This window comes from Neorhizobium sp. T25_13 (assembly GCF_002968675.1).
GTDB lineage: Bacteria > Pseudomonadota > Alphaproteobacteria > Rhizobiales > Rhizobiaceae > Neorhizobium > Neorhizobium tomejilense.
The window spans coordinates 183,417-206,141 of sequence record NZ_PVBI01000001.1; the positions used below are offsets into that span (position 1 = coordinate 183,417).

The 22,725-nt window shown below is 61.0% G+C and carries 20 protein-coding genes; 15 read left to right on the forward strand and 5 right to left on the reverse strand.

Annotated features, from left to right (window positions below; translation table 11 throughout):
* Window positions 1–28 precede the first annotated feature (28 nt).
* The gene (gene kdgR, locus C5J22_RS00960) at window positions 29–823 is read right to left on the reverse strand and encodes a DNA-binding transcriptional regulator KdgR (RefSeq protein WP_105436758.1); all 795 of its coding nucleotides are present in this window, start codon (window positions 821–823) and stop codon (window positions 29–31) included.
* A 189-nt stretch (window positions 824–1,012) separates the two neighbouring features.
* Between kdgR and C5J22_RS00965 the strand changes: the two genes are divergently transcribed.
* The 10 genes from C5J22_RS00965 (at window position 1,013) to C5J22_RS01010 (ending at window position 11,871) form a co-directional block, all read left to right on the forward strand.
* Window positions 1,013–2,131, forward strand: a complete 1,119-nt coding sequence (locus C5J22_RS00965) for a glycoside hydrolase family 105 protein (RefSeq protein ID WP_105436759.1) — start codon at window positions 1,013–1,015, stop codon at window positions 2,129–2,131.
* A gap of 116 nt (window positions 2,132–2,247) precedes the next feature.
* Window positions 2,248–3,531 (forward strand): ABC transporter substrate-binding protein, encoded by a 1,284-nt coding sequence (locus C5J22_RS00970; RefSeq protein ID WP_105436760.1) that lies wholly within the window; start codon window positions 2,248–2,250, stop codon window positions 3,529–3,531.
* A gap of 72 nt (window positions 3,532–3,603) precedes the next feature.
* Entirely contained in the window at window positions 3,604–4,497 is an 894-nt protein-coding gene (locus C5J22_RS00975) for a carbohydrate ABC transporter permease (protein ID WP_037084987.1), read from the forward strand.
* 19 nt (window positions 4,498–4,516) lie between these two features.
* The gene (locus C5J22_RS00980; RefSeq protein ID WP_370649418.1) at window positions 4,517–5,395 is read left to right on the forward strand and encodes a carbohydrate ABC transporter permease; all 879 of its coding nucleotides are present in this window, start codon (window positions 4,517–4,519) and stop codon (window positions 5,393–5,395) included.
* 12 nt (window positions 5,396–5,407) lie between these two features.
* On the forward strand, window positions 5,408–6,502 hold the full coding sequence (locus C5J22_RS00985; protein WP_105436761.1) for an ABC transporter ATP-binding protein: 1,095 nt from the start codon (window positions 5,408–5,410) through the stop codon (window positions 6,500–6,502).
* On the forward strand, window positions 6,499–7,794 hold the full coding sequence (locus tag C5J22_RS00990; protein ID WP_105436762.1) for a Gfo/Idh/MocA family protein: 1,296 nt from the start codon (window positions 6,499–6,501) through the stop codon (window positions 7,792–7,794). Before C5J22_RS00985 ends, C5J22_RS00990 begins: the two co-directional genes overlap by 4 nt.
* Before the next feature lie 5 nt (window positions 7,795–7,799).
* Window positions 7,800–8,822 (forward strand): Gfo/Idh/MocA family protein, encoded by a 1,023-nt coding sequence (locus tag C5J22_RS00995; RefSeq protein ID WP_105436763.1) that lies wholly within the window; start codon window positions 7,800–7,802, stop codon window positions 8,820–8,822.
* Window positions 8,819–9,889, forward strand: a complete 1,071-nt coding sequence (locus tag C5J22_RS01000) for a Gfo/Idh/MocA family protein (protein ID WP_105436764.1) — start codon at window positions 8,819–8,821, stop codon at window positions 9,887–9,889. The genes C5J22_RS00995 and C5J22_RS01000 overlap by 4 nt, the downstream gene beginning before the upstream one ends.
* Before the next feature lie 245 nt (window positions 9,890–10,134).
* On the forward strand, window positions 10,135–11,163 hold the full coding sequence (locus tag C5J22_RS01005) for a four-carbon acid sugar kinase family protein (RefSeq protein ID WP_105436765.1): 1,029 nt from the start codon (window positions 10,135–10,137) through the stop codon (window positions 11,161–11,163).
* Between the two features lie 3 nt (window positions 11,164–11,166).
* The gene (locus C5J22_RS01010) at window positions 11,167–11,871 is read left to right on the forward strand and encodes a FadR/GntR family transcriptional regulator (RefSeq protein WP_105436766.1); all 705 of its coding nucleotides are present in this window, start codon (window positions 11,167–11,169) and stop codon (window positions 11,869–11,871) included.
* A 63-nt stretch (window positions 11,872–11,934) separates the two neighbouring features.
* Here C5J22_RS01010 and C5J22_RS01015 read toward each other — a convergent pair whose 3' ends face one another.
* The 3 genes from C5J22_RS01015 to C5J22_RS01025 are packed head-to-tail and all read right to left on the reverse strand — an operon-like array spanning window position 11,935 to window position 15,201.
* Window positions 11,935–13,053 carry an iron-containing alcohol dehydrogenase gene (locus tag C5J22_RS01015; protein ID WP_105436767.1) on the reverse strand — a complete coding sequence of 373 codons (1,119 nt, stop codon included), beginning with the start codon at window positions 13,051–13,053 and terminating at the stop codon, window positions 11,935–11,937.
* 10 nt (window positions 13,054–13,063) lie between these two features.
* Window positions 13,064–14,011 (reverse strand): 4-hydroxythreonine-4-phosphate dehydrogenase PdxA, encoded by a 948-nt coding sequence (gene pdxA, locus C5J22_RS01020; protein WP_105436768.1) that lies wholly within the window; start codon window positions 14,009–14,011, stop codon window positions 13,064–13,066.
* Window positions 14,011–15,201 (reverse strand): exo-alpha-sialidase, encoded by a 1,191-nt coding sequence (locus tag C5J22_RS01025; protein WP_105436769.1) that lies wholly within the window; start codon window positions 15,199–15,201, stop codon window positions 14,011–14,013. The genes pdxA and C5J22_RS01025 overlap by 1 nt, the downstream gene beginning before the upstream one ends.
* Before the next feature lie 435 nt (window positions 15,202–15,636).
* Here C5J22_RS01025 and C5J22_RS01030 point away from each other — a divergent pair, with 435 nt between their 5' ends.
* From C5J22_RS01030 to C5J22_RS01050, 5 genes are all read left to right on the forward strand, one after another.
* A complete protein-coding gene (locus C5J22_RS01030; protein ID WP_105436770.1) occupies window positions 15,637–17,133 on the forward strand; it encodes an ABC transporter substrate-binding protein in 1,497 nt (498 codons plus the stop codon).
* Window positions 17,134–17,216: 83 nt separating this feature from the next.
* The gene (locus C5J22_RS01035; RefSeq protein WP_105436771.1) at window positions 17,217–18,131 is read left to right on the forward strand and encodes an ABC transporter permease; all 915 of its coding nucleotides are present in this window, start codon (window positions 17,217–17,219) and stop codon (window positions 18,129–18,131) included.
* An 11-nt stretch (window positions 18,132–18,142) separates the two neighbouring features.
* Window positions 18,143–19,066: an ABC transporter permease gene (locus C5J22_RS01040; protein WP_105436772.1), complete on the forward strand. Its 924-nt coding sequence runs from the start codon at window positions 18,143–18,145 to the stop codon at window positions 19,064–19,066.
* Complete coding sequence (locus C5J22_RS01045; protein WP_105436773.1) at window positions 19,059–20,675, forward strand: ABC transporter ATP-binding protein; 1,617 nt, start codon at window positions 19,059–19,061, stop codon at window positions 20,673–20,675. The genes C5J22_RS01040 and C5J22_RS01045 overlap by 8 nt, the downstream gene beginning before the upstream one ends.
* Window positions 20,676–20,711: 36 nt before the next feature.
* Window positions 20,712–21,593, forward strand: a complete 882-nt coding sequence (locus C5J22_RS01050; protein ID WP_105436774.1) for a dihydrodipicolinate synthase family protein — start codon at window positions 20,712–20,714, stop codon at window positions 21,591–21,593.
* A 52-nt stretch (window positions 21,594–21,645) separates the two neighbouring features.
* On the opposite strand, the gene C5J22_RS01055 is transcribed toward C5J22_RS01050, so the two are convergent.
* The gene (locus tag C5J22_RS01055) at window positions 21,646–22,710 is read right to left on the reverse strand and encodes an ABC transporter ATP-binding protein (RefSeq protein WP_105436775.1); all 1,065 of its coding nucleotides are present in this window, start codon (window positions 22,708–22,710) and stop codon (window positions 21,646–21,648) included.
* Between the last annotated feature and the right edge of the window lie 15 nt (window positions 22,711–22,725).

Consider the following 22,725-nt stretch of genomic DNA (forward strand, 5'->3'; position numbering starts at 1 on the left):
TGCCGATCAGCGTTGAGGCCGCTAGGCATTAGTTCTTTGCGGGCTGATAGCCGAGCCCGGCGGAAGCGGTGAGCCCTGCCGTGCGCAGGAGGTCGACATATTCGGATTTCCGGCTTTCATCGAAGCGGAACATCGGAAAGGAAATCGACAGCGCGGCGATCGGTTTTCCGAGGAAATTGAAGATCGGCGCCGCCATGCATCGCACGCCCGCCTCGCTCTCTTCCACCTCTTCGGCAAACCCGCGACTGCGGGCCATCTGCAACTGGGCAAACAGTTCCTGCGGATCGGTGATGGTGCGCGGCGCGAGCTTCGTCAGTTCCATCTTGTTGATCCGCTCCCGGATCTCGTCGTCGTCGCGCCATGCAAGAAGCGCCTTGCCCAGCGAGGTGCTGTGCAGCGGATTACGCAGCCCAAGCGTCGATTTCATCGAGAGACTGTAGGCGGAATCGTATTTGTGAATGTAGACGACTTTCTGGTCGCGATCATCGAGAATACCCAGATTGACGGACTCGCCGGTCACCCTGGAAAGCTTTCCCATCGCCTGGTCCGCCACACGCAGGAGATCCGTCTGCTCGGTCAGTGAGCGCGCGCCGAGGCTGAAAAGTTTCAGCGTCAGTCCGTATTTTTCCGTCTCCGCATCCTGCTCCACATAGCCGAGTTCAACCATGGTCTGCAGCAGCCGATGCGCCGTGGTCTTCGACGTCATGGCGCGTTGAGCGAGATCGGCGAGGCTCACCTTCTTTCCCTCGACCAACGCCTCCATCACGGCGAAGACCTTGAGAACGGCGGCGACATTTTCGGTTTTTGGGCTCAGCTCTGACATAGCATGTTCTATTTTTTTCGAAATCTCATTCTGGAATTTTCAGAAACCTGTGTCAAGATAAAGGATGGGCGTGGGTAAACCGCGCCTTAGCCGAAGAATGCACAAAAAAACACAGTTGAAAAGCCGCAAGGAGTGTGATTTCCTAAAATCCGGAATAACGTTCCGAATATTTTTTGGGAGGACGGCGGCATGCATCCGCTGCTGCGGCAAAAGCAACACCTGATTCAGCGCGGTGACGTGTGCGGTCTCATCGATCGGCTGATCGACAACCTTATCCATATCGAGGATCGCACCGGTGAATTCCTCCTGCGCCTCGATGACGGCCGGGTTATCGATACCAAAGGCTGGGCGGGCTGGGAATGGACCCATGGCGTCGCGCTTTTCGGCCTTCTCAAATATTGGCAGCTGACCGGCAATCAGAAGGTGATGGGCATCATCGTCGACTGGTTCGAAGCCCGGCTGGCTGAAGGTACCCCCACAAAGAACATCAACACGGTCGCCCCGTTCCTGACGCTTGCCCATCTCTATGAACTCACGGGGGATCCTCGGTGGCGGCCCTACCTGGAAACATGGGCAGAATGGGTGATGCACGAGATGCCACGGACCCGCGAAGGCGGGCTGCAGCATATCGTCTATAACAGCGTCAATGACCAGCAGATGTGGGACGACACGCTGATGATGAGCGTGCTGCCGCTTGCCAAGATCGGCCTCGTGCTCAAACGGCCGGAGTTCGTGGAAGAGGCAAAATACCAGTTCCTGGTCCACGCCCAATATCTCTGCGACACGCAGACCGGCCTCTGGTTCCACGGCTGGACGTTCGACGGCAATCACAATTTTGCCCGCGCCAGATGGGCACGCGGCAATAGCTGGATCACCATTGCCATTCCGGAATTCATCGAGCTCCTGGACCTTGCCGAAAACGATCCCCTCCGCCGCCATCTCGTGTCCCTGCTCGGCCGGCAGGCAGCGGCGCTGAAACTCCATCAGCACCCATCGGGCCTGTGGCACACGCTGATCGATGATAGGTCGAGCTACCTGGAAGCCTCGGCGACCGCCGGCTTTGCCTATGGTCTGATGAAGGGCGTACGCAAGCGGTATCTGGGCATCGAGTATCTGGAAACCGCCGAGCAGGCCATGAAAGGCGTGATCGATAACATCAGCCCCGAGGGAGAGCTCCAGCAGGTCTCTTTCGGCACGGCGATGGGCGGCGATCTCGATTTCTACCGGCAGATCAAGCTGACATCCATGCCTTACGGCCAGGCGATGGCGATGCTCTGCCTGACCGAGCTTTTGCGCAGCTTCATCTAGCAAGCTGCGCCGAGGAAGAATGGGCGTGTCCGGCAGGAGGAGCCGGCATGCAACAAGCCATGAACAACCGCATCCGGCGCCCATGAGGCGCTTCGGGTTAGAAGGAGGAGGACGAAATGACCAAACTGACGAGACGAGCATTGTTGGGCACCATGGGAGCGGCTGCAGCCGCTTCCGCACTTCCGGCCATGCCGGCGTTTGCTGCCGATCGCTCAATCCGGCACTATTGGTGGGGCAATCCGGAGCGCGACAAGCGCACCTTTGCCGTCATCGACACATTCCAGAAGAAAAACGCCGGCATCGCAGTTTCCGGCGAAACGATCGGTTGGGGCGACTACTGGACCAAAATGGCGACCCAGACCGCCGGCCGGAACATGGCCGACCTCGTGCAGATGGACTACCGGTTCCTGTTCGAATACGTCAATCGCGGAGCGCTGAAGCCCCTCGACGAATTCGTCGGCAAGAGCCTGATGATCGCCGACTTCGACAAGGGGCCTCTTGATGGCGGCAAGGTCGATGGAAAGCTTTACGCCCTCAACATCGGCTCGAACAGCCAGGTCATGGTCCACAACAAGCGCGCCTTCCAGGAAGCGGGCATCGATGCAGACCTGATCAACTGGACCTGGGATGACTTTGCCAAGGCATGCGAAAAGATTACCGCCAAGTCCGGCGGCAAGATGAGGGGGTCGGACGATCTGTCCCTGATGATCGAGACCTTTGAATCCTGGGTTCGCCAGAACGGTCGGGAATTCTACAGCCCCGACGGCAAGGTCACGGCGACAGCCGGCGACGTCACCAGCTGGTGGCAGATGTGGGCCGATCTGCGCAAGGCCGGGGTTGTTCGCGACAAGAACAAGACCGTCATTCTCGATCCGCCGATTGCCGAGTCGGGCATTGCCGTCGGCGACACCGCCATGTCCCACTACTGGTCCAACCAGCTGGTCGGCATTCAGGCTGTGGCGAAAGACAAGATCGGCGCCGCCATGGTGCCCCACAAGGCGGGCGGCAAGCCTGGCCAGTTCATCAAGCCCTCGATGTTCCTGTCCCTCAGCCGGGACGCCAAGGATACGGGGGCGGCAATTGCCTATATGAATGCCTGGGTCAACGATCCCGACATTACCGGCATTCTCGGCCTCGAACGCGGCATTCCTTGTTCGCCGAAAATCCGCGCAGCGCTGGCCCCGAAGCTCACGGAAGTCGAGAAGCTCTCCGTCGACTATTTCACGGCGATTCAGAGCAAGGTCGGCCCGCTGCCGGTGCCCGCCCCGAAGGGAGCGGGAGAGGTACGAGACGCCTTCATGCGTATCGGCACCGATGTCGTTCTTGGCAAGGTGGAAGTTGCGAAAGCCGCCAGCACCTTCATCGAGGATGCCCAGGCAATCATCGAGCGCGCCCAGTAATCGGCGCGGGAATATCAAGGCCCCGGCGGCGCCTGCCGCCGGGGCCTCTCTTCCGACAACAAGGTCGTTTCGATGAAACGTTTTTTTGCCCGCAATGCACCGGCCTATGTGTTTCTTCTTCCATGGCTGATCGGATTTTTCCTGCTCGCCCTGGGGCCTATCCTTGCGTCGCTTTATCTTTCCTTCACCCGCTATGACATGGTGAGCGCGCCCAGATGGATCGGCTGGGGCAATTACGAATACATGTTCACGCGGGACCGGCGCTTCTGGAAAGCGCTGGAAGTGACGTTTACCTATGTTGCACTGGCTGTGCCTGCCCGCCTGATCATGGCTCTCGGTGTCGCCATGCTGCTCGACAAGGGCCTGCGCACGATCGGCCTTTACCGAGCCATCTTCTATCTGCCGTCCCTGCTGGGCGCGTCCATTGCCATCGCCATCCTGTGGCGCCAGCTTTTCGCTGCCGACGGCGTCGTCAATCAGGTCCTGGCGATGGTGGGAATTCAGGGAGCCTCATGGATCACCGATCCGGATACCTCGCTTTATACGCTGGTGGTGCTCGCCATGTGGCAGTTCGGCTCGCCGATGCTGATCTTTCTGGCGGGCCTGCGCGGCATACCGCGCGATCTTTATGAGGCGGCGGAAATCGACGGGACGCCCGGCTGGCGGCAATTCACCCGCATTACCTTGCCGCTTCTTGCCCCGGTGATCTTCTTCAATCTGGTGCTGCAGACGATCGATTCCTTCAAGACCTTTTCTAGCGCCTTCATCATCTCCAACGGCACCGGCGCTCCGGCGGACAGCCTGCTGTTTTATACGGTCTACCTGTTCAACGAAGCCTTCAAATTCTTCCGCATGGGTTATGCATCGGCGCTTGCCTGGTTCCTGTTGGTCATCATAGCGACCTTCACCGCGATCGCTTTCTTCACTTCCAAATATTGGGTGCACTATGAAAACGAGCGCGACTGATCTGGAGCTCGCCATCCAGATGGACGAGGCCGCGCGCGTAGCTCACGAGCTGCGGCTGAAGCGCGACAGACAAAACCGCAACGGCCGGATCCTGAAGCATATCTTCCTGATCATCGTGTCGTGCGTCATGCTCTATCCGCTGTTCTGGCTGCTCGCTTCCTCCTTCAAGCCGGAAAACGAGATCTTCGGCAGCCTGACGCTCTGGCCTTCCGAGTTTCGGTTCGAGAACTATACCAAGGGCTGGTACGCCCTGCCGATCTCCTTCACCGTCTTTTATGTGAATTCGGCGATCGTCACGGGCCTGTCGGTGATCGGAAACCTAGTTTCCTGCTCGTTCGCGGCCTATGCCTTTGCGCGATTGAGTTTCACCGGGCGCAGCTTCTTCTTCGCGCTGATGATGATGACGCTGATGATCCCCTATCACGTGGTTCTCATCCCTCAATATGTTCAGTTCCTGAATCTCGGCTGGGTCGACACCTATCTTCCCCTGGTGGTGCCGCGTTTCCTCGCTTCCGATGCCTTTTTCATCTTTCTGATGGTGCAGTTCTTTCGGCAATTGCCGCGCGAACTGGATGAAGCGGCGATGATCGACGGCTGCTCGCCCTTCAAGATCTATTGGGCAATCATATTGCCGCTTTCGCTGCCGGCCATGGGCACGGCCGCGATCTTTTCGCTGATCTGGGTTTGGGAGGATTTCCTCGCCCCGCTCATCTACCTCAACGACATCAAGAGCTACACCGTGCCCCTGGCGCTTCGCCTCTTCCTCGATCAGGAGGGCCAGTCCGCCTACGGCCAGATGTTCGCGATGTCGGTTCTTTCACTGGTCCCGGTCGTCATCTTCTTCGTCCTGTTCCAGAAACTCATCGTGCGCGGCATCGCCACCTCCGGAATGAAATAGGGAACAAGACGCATGGCAGGATTGACGCTTCGAAACGTCGGCAAGCGCTACGGGGCGCTATCCATCATCCAGGGGCTGAATCTGGACATCCACGACGGGGAGTTTCTTGTTCTCGTCGGTCCATCGGGTTGCGGAAAGTCGACGCTTCTGCGGATGATCGCGGGCCTCGAAGACATCAGCGAAGGAACCATCTCGATCGGCGGAAAGGTCGTCAACGATCTGCCCGCCTCGAAGCGCGAGCTTTCCATGGTCTTTCAAAGCTACGCTCTTTATCCTCATATGAGCGTTCGCAAGAACCTTGCTTTCGGTCTTCAAAACTTCAAGGTTTCGCGCACCGAGGTGGAAAGGCGGGTGGCAGAGGCCGCGCGCATCCTGCAAATCGAGCAGCTCATGGACCGCAAGCCGCGACAGCTTTCCGGCGGCCAGAAGCAGCGAGTGGCCATCGGCAGGTCGATCGTGCGCGAGCCGCAGCTTTTCCTGTTCGACGAGCCGCTTTCCAATCTGGACGCGGAACTGCGCGTGCAGATGAGGGCGGAACTGGCCTCGCTCTACGCCCGGCTCGGCACCACCATGATCTATGTCACCCATGACCAGGTGGAAGCGATGACTATGGCAAGCCGGATCGTGGTCCTGCGGGGCGGCAAGATCGAGCAGCTCGGCACGCCCCAGGAACTCTATACCCGGCCGCAAAATCTCTTTGTCGCGGGCTTCATCGGCTCTCCGAAGATCAATATGCTGCAGGCGAAAGCGACGCGCGAAGCGGGCAGGACCGTGGTGTCGGTGGCCGGCATGCCTGATTTTGCGATTGCCGAGCTTCCGACCGCCGATCATGCGCTGACTTTGTGCGTGCGGCCTTCGTCTCTGCGCATCGGCAATGGCGATGTCACGGGCGAAGGCACGATCCGGCTGGTAGAATACCTTGGCAGCGAGACCTTGCTGCATATCACCCTGTCTTCAGGCCAGGTCCTGCTGGCCAGCGACAATGGGCGGACGCCCTACCGAATGGGCGATCCGGTCACCATCGGGTTCGACCTCTCCGACCTCCACTATTTCGATGGCGCAGGCAAACGCATCGAACCCACCCAGAAAGAAAGCCAAGCACAGTGAAGATCGCCATTGTTGGATGCGGTTCACGCCATCAGATGTTCCGCAATTCCGTTGTTGAAGATTATGCCGACAAACATGAGATCGTTGCCCTTTGCGACAGCAACGCGCATCGCCTCAGCGAAGCGGCGCGAGCGGCTTCAAAGCCCGGGACGAACGGCGTCGCCACCTACCTCGCCGCCGATTTCGACCGCCTGATTGCGGAGCAGAAGCCGGATACGATTGTCGTCGCGACGCCGGATTTCCTGCATGCCGATTATATCGTTCGTGCCTTCGAGGCCGGATGCGACGTCATTTGCGAAAAGCCGCTGACGATCGATCTCAGCCGTCTCAAGCAGATCGTCGATGCCCAGGCGCGCACCGGCCGGAAGGTCACCGTGACCTTCAACTACCGCTATTCGCCGGCACGCACCCAAATCAAGGAACTGATTTCGTCCGGAGCGATCGGGACGGTGACGGCTGTCGATTTCCGCTGGCACCTCGATCGGGTTCACGGCGCCGATTATTTTCGCCGCTGGCATCGCCAGAAGGAGAATTCCGGCGGGCTCCTGGTCCATAAATCAACCCACCATTTCGATCTTCTCAATTGGTGGCTGGGGACCGCGCCGACGGAAGTGCTGGCCTCCGGCCGTCGGGTCTTTTATCGACCGGAAACGGCGGTGGAACTTGGTCTCGCGGGCCGTGGGCCACGCTGCAGCGACTGTCCCGTGGCCCACAAGTGCGATTTCCGGCTCGACCTTGCAGCCGACGAAAACCTGCGCAATCTCTATGTCGAGGCTGAACACGAAGACGGCTATTTCCGAGACCTTTGCGTATTCGACGAAGAGATCGGCATCGAAGATACGATGCAGGCCCATATCCGCTACGCCTCGGGCGTCACCGCGAATTACACCCTGACTGCCTATTCACCCTGGGAAGGGCTGGAGATCAAGTTCCAGGGCACCAAAGGCGACATCACCCATCGCCATGTCGAGGTCCATGGGGTGTTCGGCGGCAAACGCGCCCATGCGGATGAAGATGCGATCACCACGGAACTTCACCTGGCCGGCGAGCCTCCGCGCCGGCTTGCCGTTCCGAAGGCAACGGGGGATCACGGCGGCGCGGATCCGGTCATGCTGGGTTATATCTTCGATCCGGAGAGCATGCAGCCTGACCCACATGGCCGCGCCTCCGATCATGTTGCCGGCGCCTGGTCCATCCTCACCGGCATCGCCGCCAACGCTTCCATCGAGACGGGTTCGCTCGTCAATATCCAATCCATGCTTCGCGCTCGCGGCATCCACCTGAACAGGTAGTTCCCATGGCTTTTAACCTTCGCATCGGCGTCATCGGCATAGACCACGGACATATCTACGGCATGATCAACGGCATGCTGGACGCCGGCGCCACGCTCGTTGCATGGACGACCGGTGAGGAGACGCCGGAGGCGGTCCGCAAGACGTTCCAGGAAACCTATCCGGATCTGCCGGCCCGGCCGATGCAGGCCATCCTCAATGACGAGAGCATTGGCCTTGTCCTGTCGGCCGCGATCAACAGCGACCGCGCCGATATCGCAGTGGCAGCGATGGGGCATGGCAAGGATGTTCTGGTCGACAAACCCGGCTGCACCAACCTGGAACAGCTGGCAGACATCCAGCGCGCCGTCTCGGACACCGGGCGGCGCTGGGTCGTATCCTTTTCCGAACGCGTCTCCGTCGAGAGCGCCACCTTGGCGGATCAGCTGGTCGCCGAAGGCCGGATCGGCAAGGTCGTCCAGACGGTCGGTCTCGGACCGCATCGCTTGAATGCACATCTCAGGCCGGATTGGTTCTGGGACAGGACCCGCTGCGGCGGGATTCTTGCCGATATCTGTGCCCATCAGTTCGACCAGTTCCTGCATTATACCGGATCGACCGAGGCACGCGTTGTTTCCGCCCATGTGACCAATGTCGCAAATCCGGATCGGCCCGGATTTCAGGATTTCGGCGAAGTGCTTCTGGAGGGCAATGGCGGCCGGGGTTATGCCCGGGTCGATTGGCTGACGCCCGACGGTCTTCCAGTCTGGGGCGACGGCAGGATGACCATTCTCGGGACGGAAGGGTATATCGAGCTGCGCAAATACATCGATATTGCCGGCCGCGACGGTCAGGACCACGTTTTTCTGGTCGACAAGTCGGGCGTCCAGCGTTTCGAGGCGAAAGGCGCCGGAAAGCCCTTCTTCGCCCGCCTGGTTGCCGATGTGGAAAGGCGCACCGAGGCGGCCATGGCCCAGTCCCATGCGTTTCTCGCGACCCGGTTGGGACTGCAGGCGCAACTCCGCGCCGAAGAGAAAAAAGACCGATGACGAAGCGCATCCGTGTCGCCGTCATCGGCGCGGGCATAGGCAAGGCCCATATCGCCGCTTATGCGCAATTGGCCGATCTTTTCGACGTCCGTTACGTCTGTGACCTCAACCTGCCTCGCGCCGAGGATGCGGCGCAGCAGGCTCCGGGCAGCCGGGTCGTTGCCGACATCAGCGAGGTCTTCGCCGACCCCTGCGTGGATCTGGTCGACATCTGCCTGCCGCCACAGCTGCACGCGCCGATGACGCTAGCCGCACTGGGGGCAGGAAAGCATGTGGTCTGCGAAAAGCCCCTTGCCGGTTCAATAACTGAGGTGCGCCGGATCGCTGAGCTTTCCGCACGAACGGGGTGGCAAGTCTTTCCCGTATTCCAGTATCGTTATGGCGCCGGCTACCGGGCAGCACACGAATTGAAGGTCAGAGGGCTCCTGGGCCGGCCTTACGTGGTGGCCCTGGAGACACACTGGCAACGCGGATCCGATTATTACGCAGAGCGCTGGCGGGGCACCTGGAAAGGCGAGCTCGGCGGCGTGCTCGTCAGTCATGCGTGCCATATCCATAATCTGACGACTCATCTCGCGGGAGATGTCGTGGAGGTTGCCGCCTTCCTCGATACCCGCGTCAATCCCATCGAGACCGAAGATTGCGCCGTGCTTTCGATGCGCACGGCAGCGGGGGCGCTGATCACGTCCTCAGTCACCTTGGGTGCGGCCGGAAACAGTTCGCGGCTGAGGATGTGTTTCGAGCATGTCACGGTCACGTCGGGCACGGAACCCTATCAGATAGGGGCAGGACCTTGGAAGTTCGAAGCCACCGACCCCTCGCGGCAGCCCGAGGTCGATGCGGCAACTCGCGATATACCCGACATCCTTCCGCGATTTCCGGGACTCTTCGCGGATATCCATGCACGTCTCACCGGCGAACCTGACCTCTATCTGCCGTCGCTTCAGGAAAGTTATCACTCGATCGAGCTTGTTACGGCAATCTATGCATCGGCAAGGGAAGGCCAAGTCGTACGCCTGCCGCTTTCCACAGATCACCCCCTCGCCGCGGGCTGGCTGCCGGTCTGAACAGGACGGATAGTCGCGGAGCCCGGAGGGTCGCTCAGGCGGCCGTCGCCCGCTCAGCCACCGCGCGATGCACTGCCGTCTGAAATTGCTCTAATTGCAGCACGTGAAGGCCCCGCAAAAAATACGGCCTGGCCAATCCATCCGGCACGCGAGTCACGGCCAAATTTGTCAAATACTGTAGTTATACAATTGACAATATGAGCAAATTTCGCTCAAAAAGATAACAACAGATTATGTGGTCCATTATGCTGGTTATTCTTGCCGACGACCTGACTGGCGCGCTTGATTGCGCGGCGCCGTTTGCCGGCAGGGGTTTGCATACTGAAATCGCGTTGAGCGTCGAGGCTATCGAATCGGCCCTGCAACTGAGGCCCACGGTTCTTTCAGTCAACCTCGGATCTCGGGAAGTCGAGGCGGAGGCTGCGCGGCAGTCGACTGCTGCGGCCCTGTCGTGCCTGCCGTCGGACATCGTTCTGTTCAAGAAGATCGATTCCCGCCTCAAGGGCAATATCGCCGCCGAGCTCGACGCCACGCCTTTTCATCTGGCGCTCGTCGCGCCTGCGATACCTGATTTCGGACGGAATGTGCGAACAGGACATGTCGAAGGTTTTGGCCTGAACAAGCCGTTGAAGGTCGCCGATGCGCTTGGCGTTCATGCCGAACGCGTCATCATTCCCGACACGCTTTCGCAGGAAGACATGTCCGCGGCTCTGGCAACTGGCCGCGAGGCCGGGGCAGATCTTCTTGTCGGCGCCAGGGGTCTCGCCGAGGCGCTGGCCTGTCACATGACCGGCCGTCAGGTCGCCGAACCGGCCCTCCCTGAACCCGGCCCTGCCCTTTTCGTCATCGGCTCGCGAGATCCGATCACGCTGGCGCAGGTCGAAGAACTACGCCAGGCGGTCGTGCTTGACTATATTGCCGCGCCGAACGGACGTCTGGAAAGGGTTGTTCCATCCCAGCATACCGTGACGCTGGTTCAGGCCACGCCGGATGGAAGGGACGATCCGCCGCTTCTGGTATCGGACAGGATGGCGGCGGGCATAGTCCCGGACATGACGGCGCCGGCCGCCACTCTGCTTCTGTCGGGCGGCGCGACTGCCGAAGCCGTCTTGAAGGCAATGAATGTCTCGAGATTCCAGCTTCTCGGCGAATGTCTGCCGGGCCTTGGCTTGGCTTATATCGATGGCCAATGCATCATCGCCAAATCCGGCGGATTCGGCACGCCGGGCACATTGCGCGAGATAGCAAGAATAGCCATGGGCGAGAAGGGTTGAACGATGGGGCTTGAGAGCGGCACTGCCCGCAAGGGCCTTCCCGATATCGTCTTTGAGCGGATGTTGCGCGCGATCAAGTCGGGGGCGTACAAGCCGGACGAACGGTTGCCGACCGAACATGAACTAGCCAACGAATTCGAAGTGTCGCGGCCGATCATCCGGGAAGCGCTGAGGCGGCTGCGCGAGCAGGGACTGATCTATTCGAGACGCGGTGCCGGCAGCTTCGTGCGTGCGCTCGGCCTGCGTGAGCCGCTCGGATTCGGCCAGCTGGAAAACGTTGCCGATCTCCTCAACTGTTACGAGTTTCGCATGACGCTTGAACCTGCAGCAGCAGCAGCAGCGGCAGTGCGTCACGACAAGGAAAGCCTGGCGGCCATAAAGCGGGCCCTGGAATTGCTGCGCGATGCCACGAACCGCCAGGCCCATCGCGAAGACGCCGACTACCAGTTCCATCTGGCTATCGCGCGAGCGGCTCAGAACAGCTACTTCTCGACGGCGATGGAGGCCCTGAAGGATCACATTGCCGTGGGGATGAAATTCCACGGAGCCTCCGTGAAAAGAGAGGCAACCGGGCTGGCGAAAGTGTTCGGCGAGCACGAGGCGATTGCCGATGCAATCACACGCGGAGACCAGGAAGCGGCGCGGCAGTTGATGCTGGACCACTTGAAGGGTTCACGCGCGCGGCTGTTTCAATCGTCGCACCAATGAGACCCGAATGCGTCATCCGGAAATAACGACCATCCGGCTGCGTACTGCCGGATGGTTATCGCTTCAAAATGCCGCCTCGTAGATCCCCAGCACGTCGCCGACACTCATTTCGGCCGGGTTGTTATCCATCAGCCGACGGATCGCATGCGCCTCCGAAGCGTAGAGGGAAAGCTCCTCCTGCCTGGCGCCATGAGCCGCCAGCGACATCTGGATGCCAAGCCCTCCGCAGAAATCGTGGGCCGAAGAGCGCAGTTCATCCGAAGTGAGGTTGTCGCCAAGGCCGAGTGCCGCCGCCACCTCCGCGGTCTTCGCGTTAGCGACAGACTGGTTGAAAGCCAGTACATGCGGGAAAACGATAGCATTCGCCAGACCGTGCGGCAGGTTGAGCCGCGTCCCCAGTGGATAGGCGATTGCGTGGCCGGCCGCCGTATTGACCGGACCGAGGCAAATGCCGCCGTAATAGGAAGCGAGCATCAACCCTTCGCGCGCCTCCGTATCCTGCCCGTCCTTCACCGCCCGCGCCAGATACCGGCCGACAAGCCCGAATCCCATGCGGGCAAAGCCGTCGATCATCGGATGGGCGCGGCGGTTGGTAAAGGCTTCGACGCAATGCGCCATGGCATCGACACCCGTCGCGGCGGTCACGGCCGGAGGCACCGAATAGGTCAGCTCAGGATCGAGCACCGCGAAATCCGCGATCATGTGCGGGCTTTCGACCGCGATCTTGGTCCGCTTGACCGGATCGGTGATGAGCGAACGGATGCCCGCCTCCGAGCCGGTACCCGCCGTGGTCGCGACCTGCGCAAGCCGCGTGCGGCGACCGGCGACGCGATTGGGACCGGCAACGTCTTCGAGGTTCTGCTCGGAATCCCACAGCACCGCGACAAGCTTGGCGACGTCCAGCACCGATCCACCGCCAAGCCCGACGATCAGTTGCGGACGAGCCTTGCGGGCAGCCGCCAGCGCGGCATCCAGCGTCAAGGTATCCGGCTCGCCCGGAATGGCGTCGAATACGGAAAATCGGCCGGGTAACTGCAGACGGTCGGCAAAACCAGCCGTGATCGGCGTCGCAATGACCAGGGTCGAGGCGACGTCGCCAGCCCAGACGCCAACCTGGCTGATCGCGCCGGCCCCGACGGCGAGGCGCAGCGGCTGGTGGAGTGTGATGGGTGCAATGGCCATGACGCTTTCCTTACCGGGGCCCCGCCACGAGCTTGCGCGCGTAGGCGATGGCCGAATTCATGTTGCCGTGATTGGCGATCCCCTTGCCGGCGATATCGAACGCGGTACCGTGATCGACAGAGGTGCGGTCTATCGGCAGATCGACAGAGACGTTGACGGCCGTGTCGAAGGCAACGAGCTTGATCGGGATATGGCCCTGATCGTGATACTGCGCGACGACCAGATCGAAGCCGCCGGAATAGGCCCGGTGGAAAACCGTATCGGCGGAAATCGGACCGTGAACCTCGATGCCTTCGGCGCGGGCGGCCGCCACGGCCGGGGCGATCTGATCGTCGTCCTCCGTACCGAAGAGGCCGTTTTCGCCGCAATGGGGATTGATGCCGGCAACCGCAATGCGCGGACGTTCATAACCGATGCGCTTCAGATGCGCGTCACCGGCGCGGATCGTCGCCAGAACCCGTTCCGTCGTGGCGCGCCGGATAGCCTCCTGCAGGGAGACATGCGTGGAGACATGGATCACCTTCAGACGGTCGGACGCCAGCAGCATGTATGCCGCTGCCGAACCGGTGAGGCTGCGCAGCATGCCCGTATGGCCATCGTAGCGATGACCCGCAAGGTTGAGCGCTTCCTTGTTGATCGGCGCCGTGACGATGCAGCCGATCGAGCCGGCCTCGGCATCGCGTACGGCGCGCTCGATGAAGCGGAACGCCGCGTCGCCGGCGATCGCCGACAACTGCCCCCAGGGCAGAGGCGCTCCTTCCACCGGAAGATCGACGACGTAAGGCGTGAGGTCGAGCGCGACCCCGACCGCATCGCGGGCCGCCTCCAGCGTCAGCAGATTGCCATAGACCCGTGTTGCGGAGCGATCGGCGTCGGACATCTCGGCCAGCGCCTTGACTGTTACTTCCGGACCGACGCCACAGGGGTCTCCCATGGTGATACCAATGATATTGCTCATCAAATTCTCCCGTCAGTCGCGTCTGCCCAGCCCGAAGCCAGGCTCACGTATTTGATTGCCCGCCTGTGAGAGGTATAGGCGATATGCAGGGTCCCGTCCGGCGCTTCCAGCAGCCACGGATAGGACATTTCCTTGTTGCGGCCATCGGTGGAATCGTTGGACAGGCAGGTGCCTGGTCCATCTTCAATCAGAATGCGGACTGGGAAGCTTAGACCACCATCATTCGAAATACAGACACAGACCGGCGCGCGCGGCACGCCCCAGACGGGCACGCAACCGCCCGTGGGATCGGCATCGGGTCTTTCGTCACTCTCGCCGAGTTCATCGTAAAGCGAAGCGCGGCGATCGTTCGACTGAGCAGCGCTCACCGGATTGCAGATCATCGCCAGCCGGCCATCGCTCAGCCGAATAACCGCGATCGAGGAATTGTTGTTCGGCACATCCGTTGCCTCGGGCACCGACCAGGATCGGCCGCCATCGGCGCTTTCGCTCCGGTAGACGAAATCCGCCTGCCTCCGGCGAAAAAATGCCGCATGACCGCCTGCCGGCAAGGCGACGGGACTCATGTGGACGCAGCCGGTCGAACGCGGCAATTCTTCGAGGCGCCAAGTTTTCCCGGCATCTGTCGATATCCCGATTGCCGCCGTGTCATGGCTTCCATTCCACTTCTGGCCCGGCCGCTGAACGCAGCGGAAGATCGGCAGAAGCCATGCGCCGTCATCCCGCACCGTCAGTGGAGCCCGGATAAAACATCCTTTCGGCAGGTCGAGATAACCGCCCGCCTCCGCTGTCAGCCTTGTCGGGTCGCTTTGATCACGCCTGATCTCGGCCATGCGGATACGGCATTCGTCCTGGTTGCCGGAAGGCTGCGACGTGTGGAAAAGCCAGAGCCGGCCGTCGGGCGCGGCAAACAGAACCGGGTTCTGCTCGGAATGCTCGTCATCGAAGCTCAACCTCTGCGGCGAACCCCAGAGGTCCGAGCCCGGCACCAGGACGGACGCGAAAATGGATATGTCGGACTTGCCTTCCAGCGAGCCCCCGAACCAGGCGCAGATCAACGCGCCGTCGGCCAGGAGATGCAGGAAGCTTGCATGGTTCTGCACCATGGGGGAAGGCAGGAAGGCTTCGTGCCTGCCGGCGGTCATCCCTACCTTGCCGGTCATTGCTGCCGCTATTTCATCAGGGCTCATAAAGCTCTCCTCTCGGCACTGAGAATTGCCAGAAACACAAAGTTGTCAAGTTTTATAATGCCCACAGGCCACGGTTTTCGAGTATCGACAACAACATAACTATATGGGAAATAATGATATTTTTACGAAAGAATTTTTCGTAAAAAATTACATCGCAAAACAATTTGACAAAGTGCGCGGGACGGAACATGGTTTGGAGGAGAATAGCACAGGAGGAGTAGGCGATCGCGGTGCAGCGAAATAGGTGGCCCTGCCGTCGGCAGAAATTTTCTGATCCAAGATCCGAACATTCCACGACAGAGCCTCCAAATCGCCATCGGCCTTCCTTCACGGGTCGGCTCGCCAATCACCAAATCAGCCGTTCATCCACCGGGCCACGGCAGGTCGATCGGAACGGTGTCTGATCAATTTATATTCACTTGGGAGGTGAACCACATGAAGAAGATGCTGATGACCGCGCTGATCCTTGGATCTGCGCTTGCGCCGGCTTACGCGGGGTCCGGTCCTATCAAGATCGTGCTGCCCGAAGAAGCCGATCTGCTGGAGCCGTGCATGGCGACCCGTTCCAATATCGGTCGTATCATCATGGAGAATGTCAGCGAAACCCTGACCGAACTCGATGTACGCGGCAAGAAGGGCGTCATGCCGCGCCTAGCTGAAAAATGGGAGCAGACCCAGGACGGCAGCTGGCGGTTCCATCTCCGCCAGGGCGTCAAGTTCTCCAACGGGACGACGTTCGACGCCAAGGACGTGAAGCACAGCTTCGACCGCGTGATGAGCGACAAGAACGCCTGCGAATCCCGCCGCTATTTCGGCGGCATGAAGATCAGCGCCAATATCGTCGATCCCTACACGATCGATTTCAAGGCCGACCCGGCCCAGCCGATCCTGCCTTTGCTGATGTCGCTGGTGACGATCGTTCCGGAAGAAACCCCGCTGGCATTCATTCGCGAGCCGGTCGGAACCGGCCCCTATGCGCTGAAGAACTGGACGCCGGGTCAGCAGATCGTGCTGGCCGCCCGCAGCGACTACTGGGGCGCCAAGCCGCAGGTGACCGAGGCGACCTATCTGTTCCGCTCCGATCCGTCCGTGCGTGCGGCGATGGTGAAGGCTGGTGAGGCGGATCTTTCTCCGTCGATCTCGCAGCTGGATGCAACCGATCCGAAGACCGACTTCTCCTATCTCGACAGCGAGACGGTCTATCTGCGTCTCGACCACAACATTCAGCCGCTGAACGACGTGCGGGTTCGCAGGGCGCTCAATCTGGCCATCGATCGTCAGGCTTTCATCGGCACGCTGGTGCCGGATGGTGCCGTGCTCGCCACGGCGCTGGTTCCGCCGACCACCCAGGGCTGGAACCCGGACGTCAAGGTGTTCCCCTATGATCCGGCAGGCGCCAAGAAGCTTCTCGCGGAGGCCAAGGCAGCCGGCGTGAAGGTCGATACGCCAATCACGCTGATCGCCCGCACGGCAAACTTCCCGAACGTCACCGAAATCATGGAAGCGGTTCAGTCGCAACTCCAGGAAGTCGGCTTCAAGGTCGACCTGAAGTTCGTGGAAGTGGCCGAGCACGAGAGCTACTATTCCAAGCCCTTCAAGGAAGGTCGTGGCCCGATCATCGTCGCCGCCATGCACGACAACTCCAAGGGTGATCCGTCCTTCACCATGTTCTTCAAATATGCCTCGCAGGGTACGCAGTCGGGCTTTTCCGACCCCAAGGTCGACGACCTGATCAAGCGCGCCTCCGCGGCAGTCGGTGACGAACGTGCGAAGCTCTGGTCGCAGTTGATCGCCTACCTGCATGACGACGTGGTTGCAGACGGCCTTCTCTTCCACATGGTCGGCTTCTCGCGCGTTTCGCCGCGCATCGACTTCAAACCGACCATCGCTACAAATTCGATGCTGCAATTGTCGGAAATCGGCATCAAATAGTCAGCGGAAACCGGCTGCCGGATTTCCAATCACGACCCAAAGGCGGCGGGTACCCATCCGCCGCCATAATAGTCGAGGGCGACATGCTCAGTTTCATTCGTAAGCGCTCCGTGGCGAGCTTGATTTCACTGGTCGGGCTGCTCGTGCTGGTGTTCTTCCTGTCCCGCCTGACCGGCGATCCGGCCGCTCTCTTCCTGCCCGTCGAGGCTTCGGCCGAAATGAAGCAGCAGTTCCGCGAGCTTCACGGGTTGAACGATCCGCTGATGGTGCAGTTCGGACGTTATGTCGGCGACGTGGTAACCGGGGATCTCGGTGAATCGCTCCGCAAGGCGCGGCCGGCGCTGGGCGTGGTGACGGAAGCCTTCGTGTGGACGTTCTGGCTTGCCGTGATCACCATGTCGCTCGTCACGGCGGCCGCCATCGTCGTCGGCTCGCTCGCCGCCTTTCGTTCCGGTGGCTTCTTCGACCGGCTCTCCTCGATCATCTCACTCGTTGGCGCGTCGGTCCCGGATTTCTGGCTGGCCATCGTCGCGATCGTCGTCTTCTCCGTTAACCTCGCATGGCTGCCGACCTCCGGCACCGGTTCGATCCTGCACTGGATCCTGCCGATCGCCGTGCTGTTCGTGCGTCCCTTCGGCATCATCGTCCAGGTGGTGCGCGGCTCGATGATCGGCGCGCTATCCTCCGCCTATGTGAAGACGGCGCGCGCAAAAGGCGTCAAGGCCGGCCCGATCATCTTCGTCCACGCCCTGCGCAACGCCATGCTGCCGGTCATCACCGTCATCGGGGACCAGGCGGCGAGCCTCCTGAACGGCGCCGTGGTGGTCGAGACGATCTTCGGTTTTCCCGGTGTCGGCAAGCTGATGATCGACTCGATCCTGCAGCGGGATTTCAACGTCGTCCTTGCCGCGATCCTGGTGACCGCACTGGCGATCTTCCTCATGAACCTGCTGATCGACCTTGCCTATGCGCTTCTCGATCCGCGCATCCGTCATTGAGGAGCGCAACGATGAGTGTTTCCACCTCCGATACGACGATCACCCACGAGCCCCCCTTCCCGGTCCGCATGGCGCGGATGCTCTGGGCCGACAAATTCGCGCTCTGCGCGGTAATCTTCCTGCTCGCCATCATCGTGCTTGCCCTGATCGGGCCATCCTGGCTCGGCGAGCTCGCCACCAAGCAGAACCTGCGCGGCCGCAACCTCGCGCCGTTCGACTGGAGCCGTGAATGGGTATGGTGGATGGGGGCCGACGCTCTCGGCCGGCCGCTGCTCGCCCGCATCATCGTCGCGACACAGAATACGATCATGGTCGCCGCCGGCGCGGTGATCCTGTCGTCGATCACTGGCACGCTGCTCGGCCTCATCGCCGGCTTTTCCTCACCGCGCGTCGGGCAGGTGATCATGCGCCTGGCGGACGTGATCATGTCCTTCCCCTCGCTGTTGATCGCGGTGATCGTCCTTTATCTCCTGGGGTCCTCGATCCTGAACCTGGTCGCCGTCCTGTCGATCACCCGCATCCCCGTTTACCTGCGCACCACCCGCGCCGAGGTGCTGGAGATCCGCGAGCGGATGTTCGTGCAGGCGGCGCGGGTGATGGGCGCTTCGCAGAACCGCATCCTGTTCCGTCACATCCTGCCCGTGGTTTTCCCGACGCTCACGACACTGGCGACGCTGGACTTCGCCTATGTGATGCTTGCCGAAAGCGCGTTGTCCTTCCTCGGCATCGGCATCCAGCCGCCGGCGATCACCTGGGGGCTGATGATTTCCCAGGGGCGCCAGTATCTGACCAATGCCTGGTGGCTCTCGTTCTGGCCCGGTCTGGCGATCATCATGACGACCTTGTCACTCAACCTTTTGTCGAACTGGCTGCGCATCGCGCTCGACCCCGTCCAGCGCTGGCGCCTGGAAATGAAAGGCCGAAAGAATGGCTGAGCACCTGCTGGAAGTCCGCAACCTCTCGGTCGAGTTCCACACGGCCGCCGGCGTCGTGCATGCCGTGCGAGACATCTCCTACCATCTCGACCGCGGCGAGACGCTGGCGATCCTCGGCGAGAGCGGATCCGGCAAGTCGGTTTCGTCGGCGGCAATCATGAACCTCATCGACATGCCGCCCGGGCGGATCAGTACCGGGCAGATCCTGCTTGACGGCAAGGACCTGCTGACCATGCTACCCCAGGCCCGCCGCGAGGCAAACGGCCGGCGGATCGCGATGATCTTTCAGGATCCACTCAGCCATCTGAACCCGGTCTATACGGTCGGATGGCAGATCCGCGAGGCGATGACGACCCATGGCATGCCGGCCGAACAGGCCAGGAGCGAAGCGGTGCGCCTGTTGACGCGGGTCGGCATTCCCGATCCGGAAGGCGCCATGGGCAAATATCCGCACGAATTTTCCGGCGGCCAGCGTCAGCGCGTGATGATTGCGATGGCGCTTGCGCTGCGCCCCGATCTGCTGATCGCCGATGAGCCGACCACCGCGCTCGACGTGACGGTCCAGGCCGAGGTGCTGGCGCTCTTGAAGGAGCTGCAGCGGGAAACCGGCATGGGCGTGCTGATCATCACCCACGATCTCGGCGTGGTAGCCGAAATCGCCGATCGGGTGGTCGTCATGGAAAAAGGCGAGCTGGTCGAGACCGGCACGGTGCGCGACGTCTACAAGAACCCGACGCATCCTTATACCAAAAAACTGATCGGCGCGGCCCCCGGAAAGGGCGAGATGCACACCGCGCAGCTTTCGGGCGAACCGCTGCTCAGCGTCCGGGACATCCGCAAACGCTACGGCTCTTTCGATGCGCTGAAGGGCGTCTCGTTCGATCTGAGAGCCGGCGAGACCATGGCGATCGTCGGCGAAAGCGGCTCGGGCAAATCGACGCTCGCCCGCGTTCTCTTGAGGCTGGACGAGCCGGACGCAGGTACGGCGCACTGGAAGGGGCGCGATCTTTTTCAGCTTTCGCCATCGGAACTCTACAAGCTCCGGCGCGACCTCCAGATGGTTTTCCAGGATCCCACCCAGTCGCTCAATCCGCGCATGACGGTGTTCCAGCTCGTATCGGAAGCATGGGCCATCCATCCCGACATTCTGCCGAAACGCCAATGGCGGGAACGGGTCGCGGAACTGCTGGTGCAGGTGGGCCTTTCGACCGAACACATGAGCCGTTATCCGCACCAATTCTCAGGCGGACAACGGCAGAGGATTGCAATTGCCCGGGCGCTTGCGCTCGAACCGCAGCTGATCGTCTGCGACGAGGCGGTATCGGCGCTCGACGTGTCGGTGCAGGCCCAGGTCATCGCGCTTCTCGACAAGCTGCGCCGGGACATGGGCATCTCCTTCATCTTCATCGCCCACGACCTGCCCGTCGTTCGCGACTTCGCGGATTACGTCATGGTCATGCAGAAGGGCGAAGTGGTGGAATTGGGAACGGTCCGGGAAATCTTCGAGACGCCCCGTGAAGCCTATACAAAAGCGCTCCTGGCGGCGAGCCTCGATCCGGACCCGGATGTTCAGGCCGAACACCGGGCAGCCCGTCTCAAACGTGCATGACACACCGCCGAGCGGCGGATAAGCGGAGTTGATTGAATGACCAGAAATGCCTTTGTCGCACTCGTGACCTGCTTCAACGAGGACGAGACGATCAATTTCGAGGCGACCCGCGCCCAGGTGCGCCGGCAGGTGGCGGCGGGTAACAACATCATGTGTGCCGGCACCAATGGTGATTTCACGGCTCTCACCCACGAAGAGAAGATCCGTCTGACCGAACACGTGGTCGACGAGGTGGCGGGGCGCGCCAAGGTCATCGTCAATGCAGGCATGCCCGCCACCTTCGAAACGGTGCAGCTCGCCAAAGAGTTCGACCGGATCGGCGTCGACGGCATCGCCGTCATCACCCCCTTCTTCATCGCCTGCACGCAGGACGGGTTGATCCGCCATTTCTCGACGGTCGCGGATACGGTCAAGACGCCGGTCTATCTCTATGACATCCCGGCCCGGACCCAGAACCATATCGAGCCGGCAACGGCCGCAAAGCTTGCCGGGCACGGCAATATCGCCGGCATCAAGGATTCCGGCGGCGCCCAGGAAACTCTGGCAGCCTACCTTGAGGTCTCGAAAGAGAACCCGGGCTTCGAGGTCTATTCCGGTCCTGACCACCTCGTCCTGTGGTCGCTCCAGAATGGTGCTACCGGCTGCATATCAGGCCTCGGAAATGCCCTGCCGCACGTGCTCGCCGGCATCCTTGCGGCCTTCAACTCCGGCGACATCGCGGAAGCGGAGCGTCAGCAGGCGATCTATACCGCTTTTCGCACCGAGCTTTATGCGCTGGGCTTTGCGCCCGCCATGGTCAAGCGTTCGCTTTACCTGCAAGATAAATCGGTCGGCGCGAGCAGGCAGCCGGCCCTGCTTCCAGACGAAGCTCAGGACGAGAAAATAAAAGTGATCCTGAAAAAATACGAGCTGCTGTAGGGTTTTCTGACCTAAGGTGTCGCCAAATTTACGAGGCGCTTCGAGTGCAACCCTATTTGGTGATCACGAAGACCGCGTCAGGCGCCCAGCTGATACAGCATTCCTCGCCTTCCTTGATGATCACTACATCGGCGCCGAGCACCCTGACGCGCATGGGGATATCCCCTGCCCGTCCGATCACGAGTGCGTTGTCGCCGTAGTTGACGATCGTCTCGACGATCATGCGGGCGTTCTTGCGGCCCTCGATCGGGCTGCGTGACAGCTTGATATGCTCCGGGCGGATCAGCAGCGTCACCTTCTGGCCGTCGGCAAGAGCATCGTCGCCAGCGTATTGGACGGCTCCAAGCGTCGGGTTTTCGGCCGTTCTGCCGGTCCCGCTGTTAATGATTGCCGGGATCAGGTTGCTCTCGCCGATGAAGGCAGCGACGAAGGAGGTCTGCGGGCGATGGTAGATATCCAGGGGTGCTGCGACCTGCTCGATACGTCCCTTCTCGAACACCACGATGCGATCGGACATCGACATGGCCTCCGACTGGTCATGGGTCACGAAAATCGTCGTCACGCCAAGGCTGCGCTGGATACGCTTGATCTCGATCTGCATCTGCTCACGCAGGTTCTTGTCGAGCGCGCCAAGCGGCTCGTCGAGCAGGAGCAGCGAAGGCTCGAAAACCAGGGCGCGAGCAAGCGCAACCCGCTGCTGCTGGCCGCCGGACAATTCCTTCGGATGACGATGGCCAAACCCCTTGAGGCCGACGAGAGACAGCATATCCTCTGCCTGCCTCAAGCCCTGCGAACGGCTGACGCCACGCATCTGCAACGGAAAATACACGTTTTCGACGGCTGTCTTGTGCGGAAACAAGGCGTAGTTCTGGAACACGATGCCGATATTGCGCTCGTGCGGCGCAAGCTCCGAGATCGACCGGCCACCGACTTGCACCGTGCCGCCGCTCGCCTTTTCGAAACCGGCAATGATCATCAGGGTCGTCGTCTTGCCCGAACCGCTCGGCCCCAGGAAGGTCACGAACTCCCCCTTGTCGACCGACAGGCTCACATCGTCGAGCGCCGTGAAATGCCCGTAGGTCTTGGTGATGTTGGAGAGTTGCAGATAGTTCGTCATGGGAAGTCCTTGGGG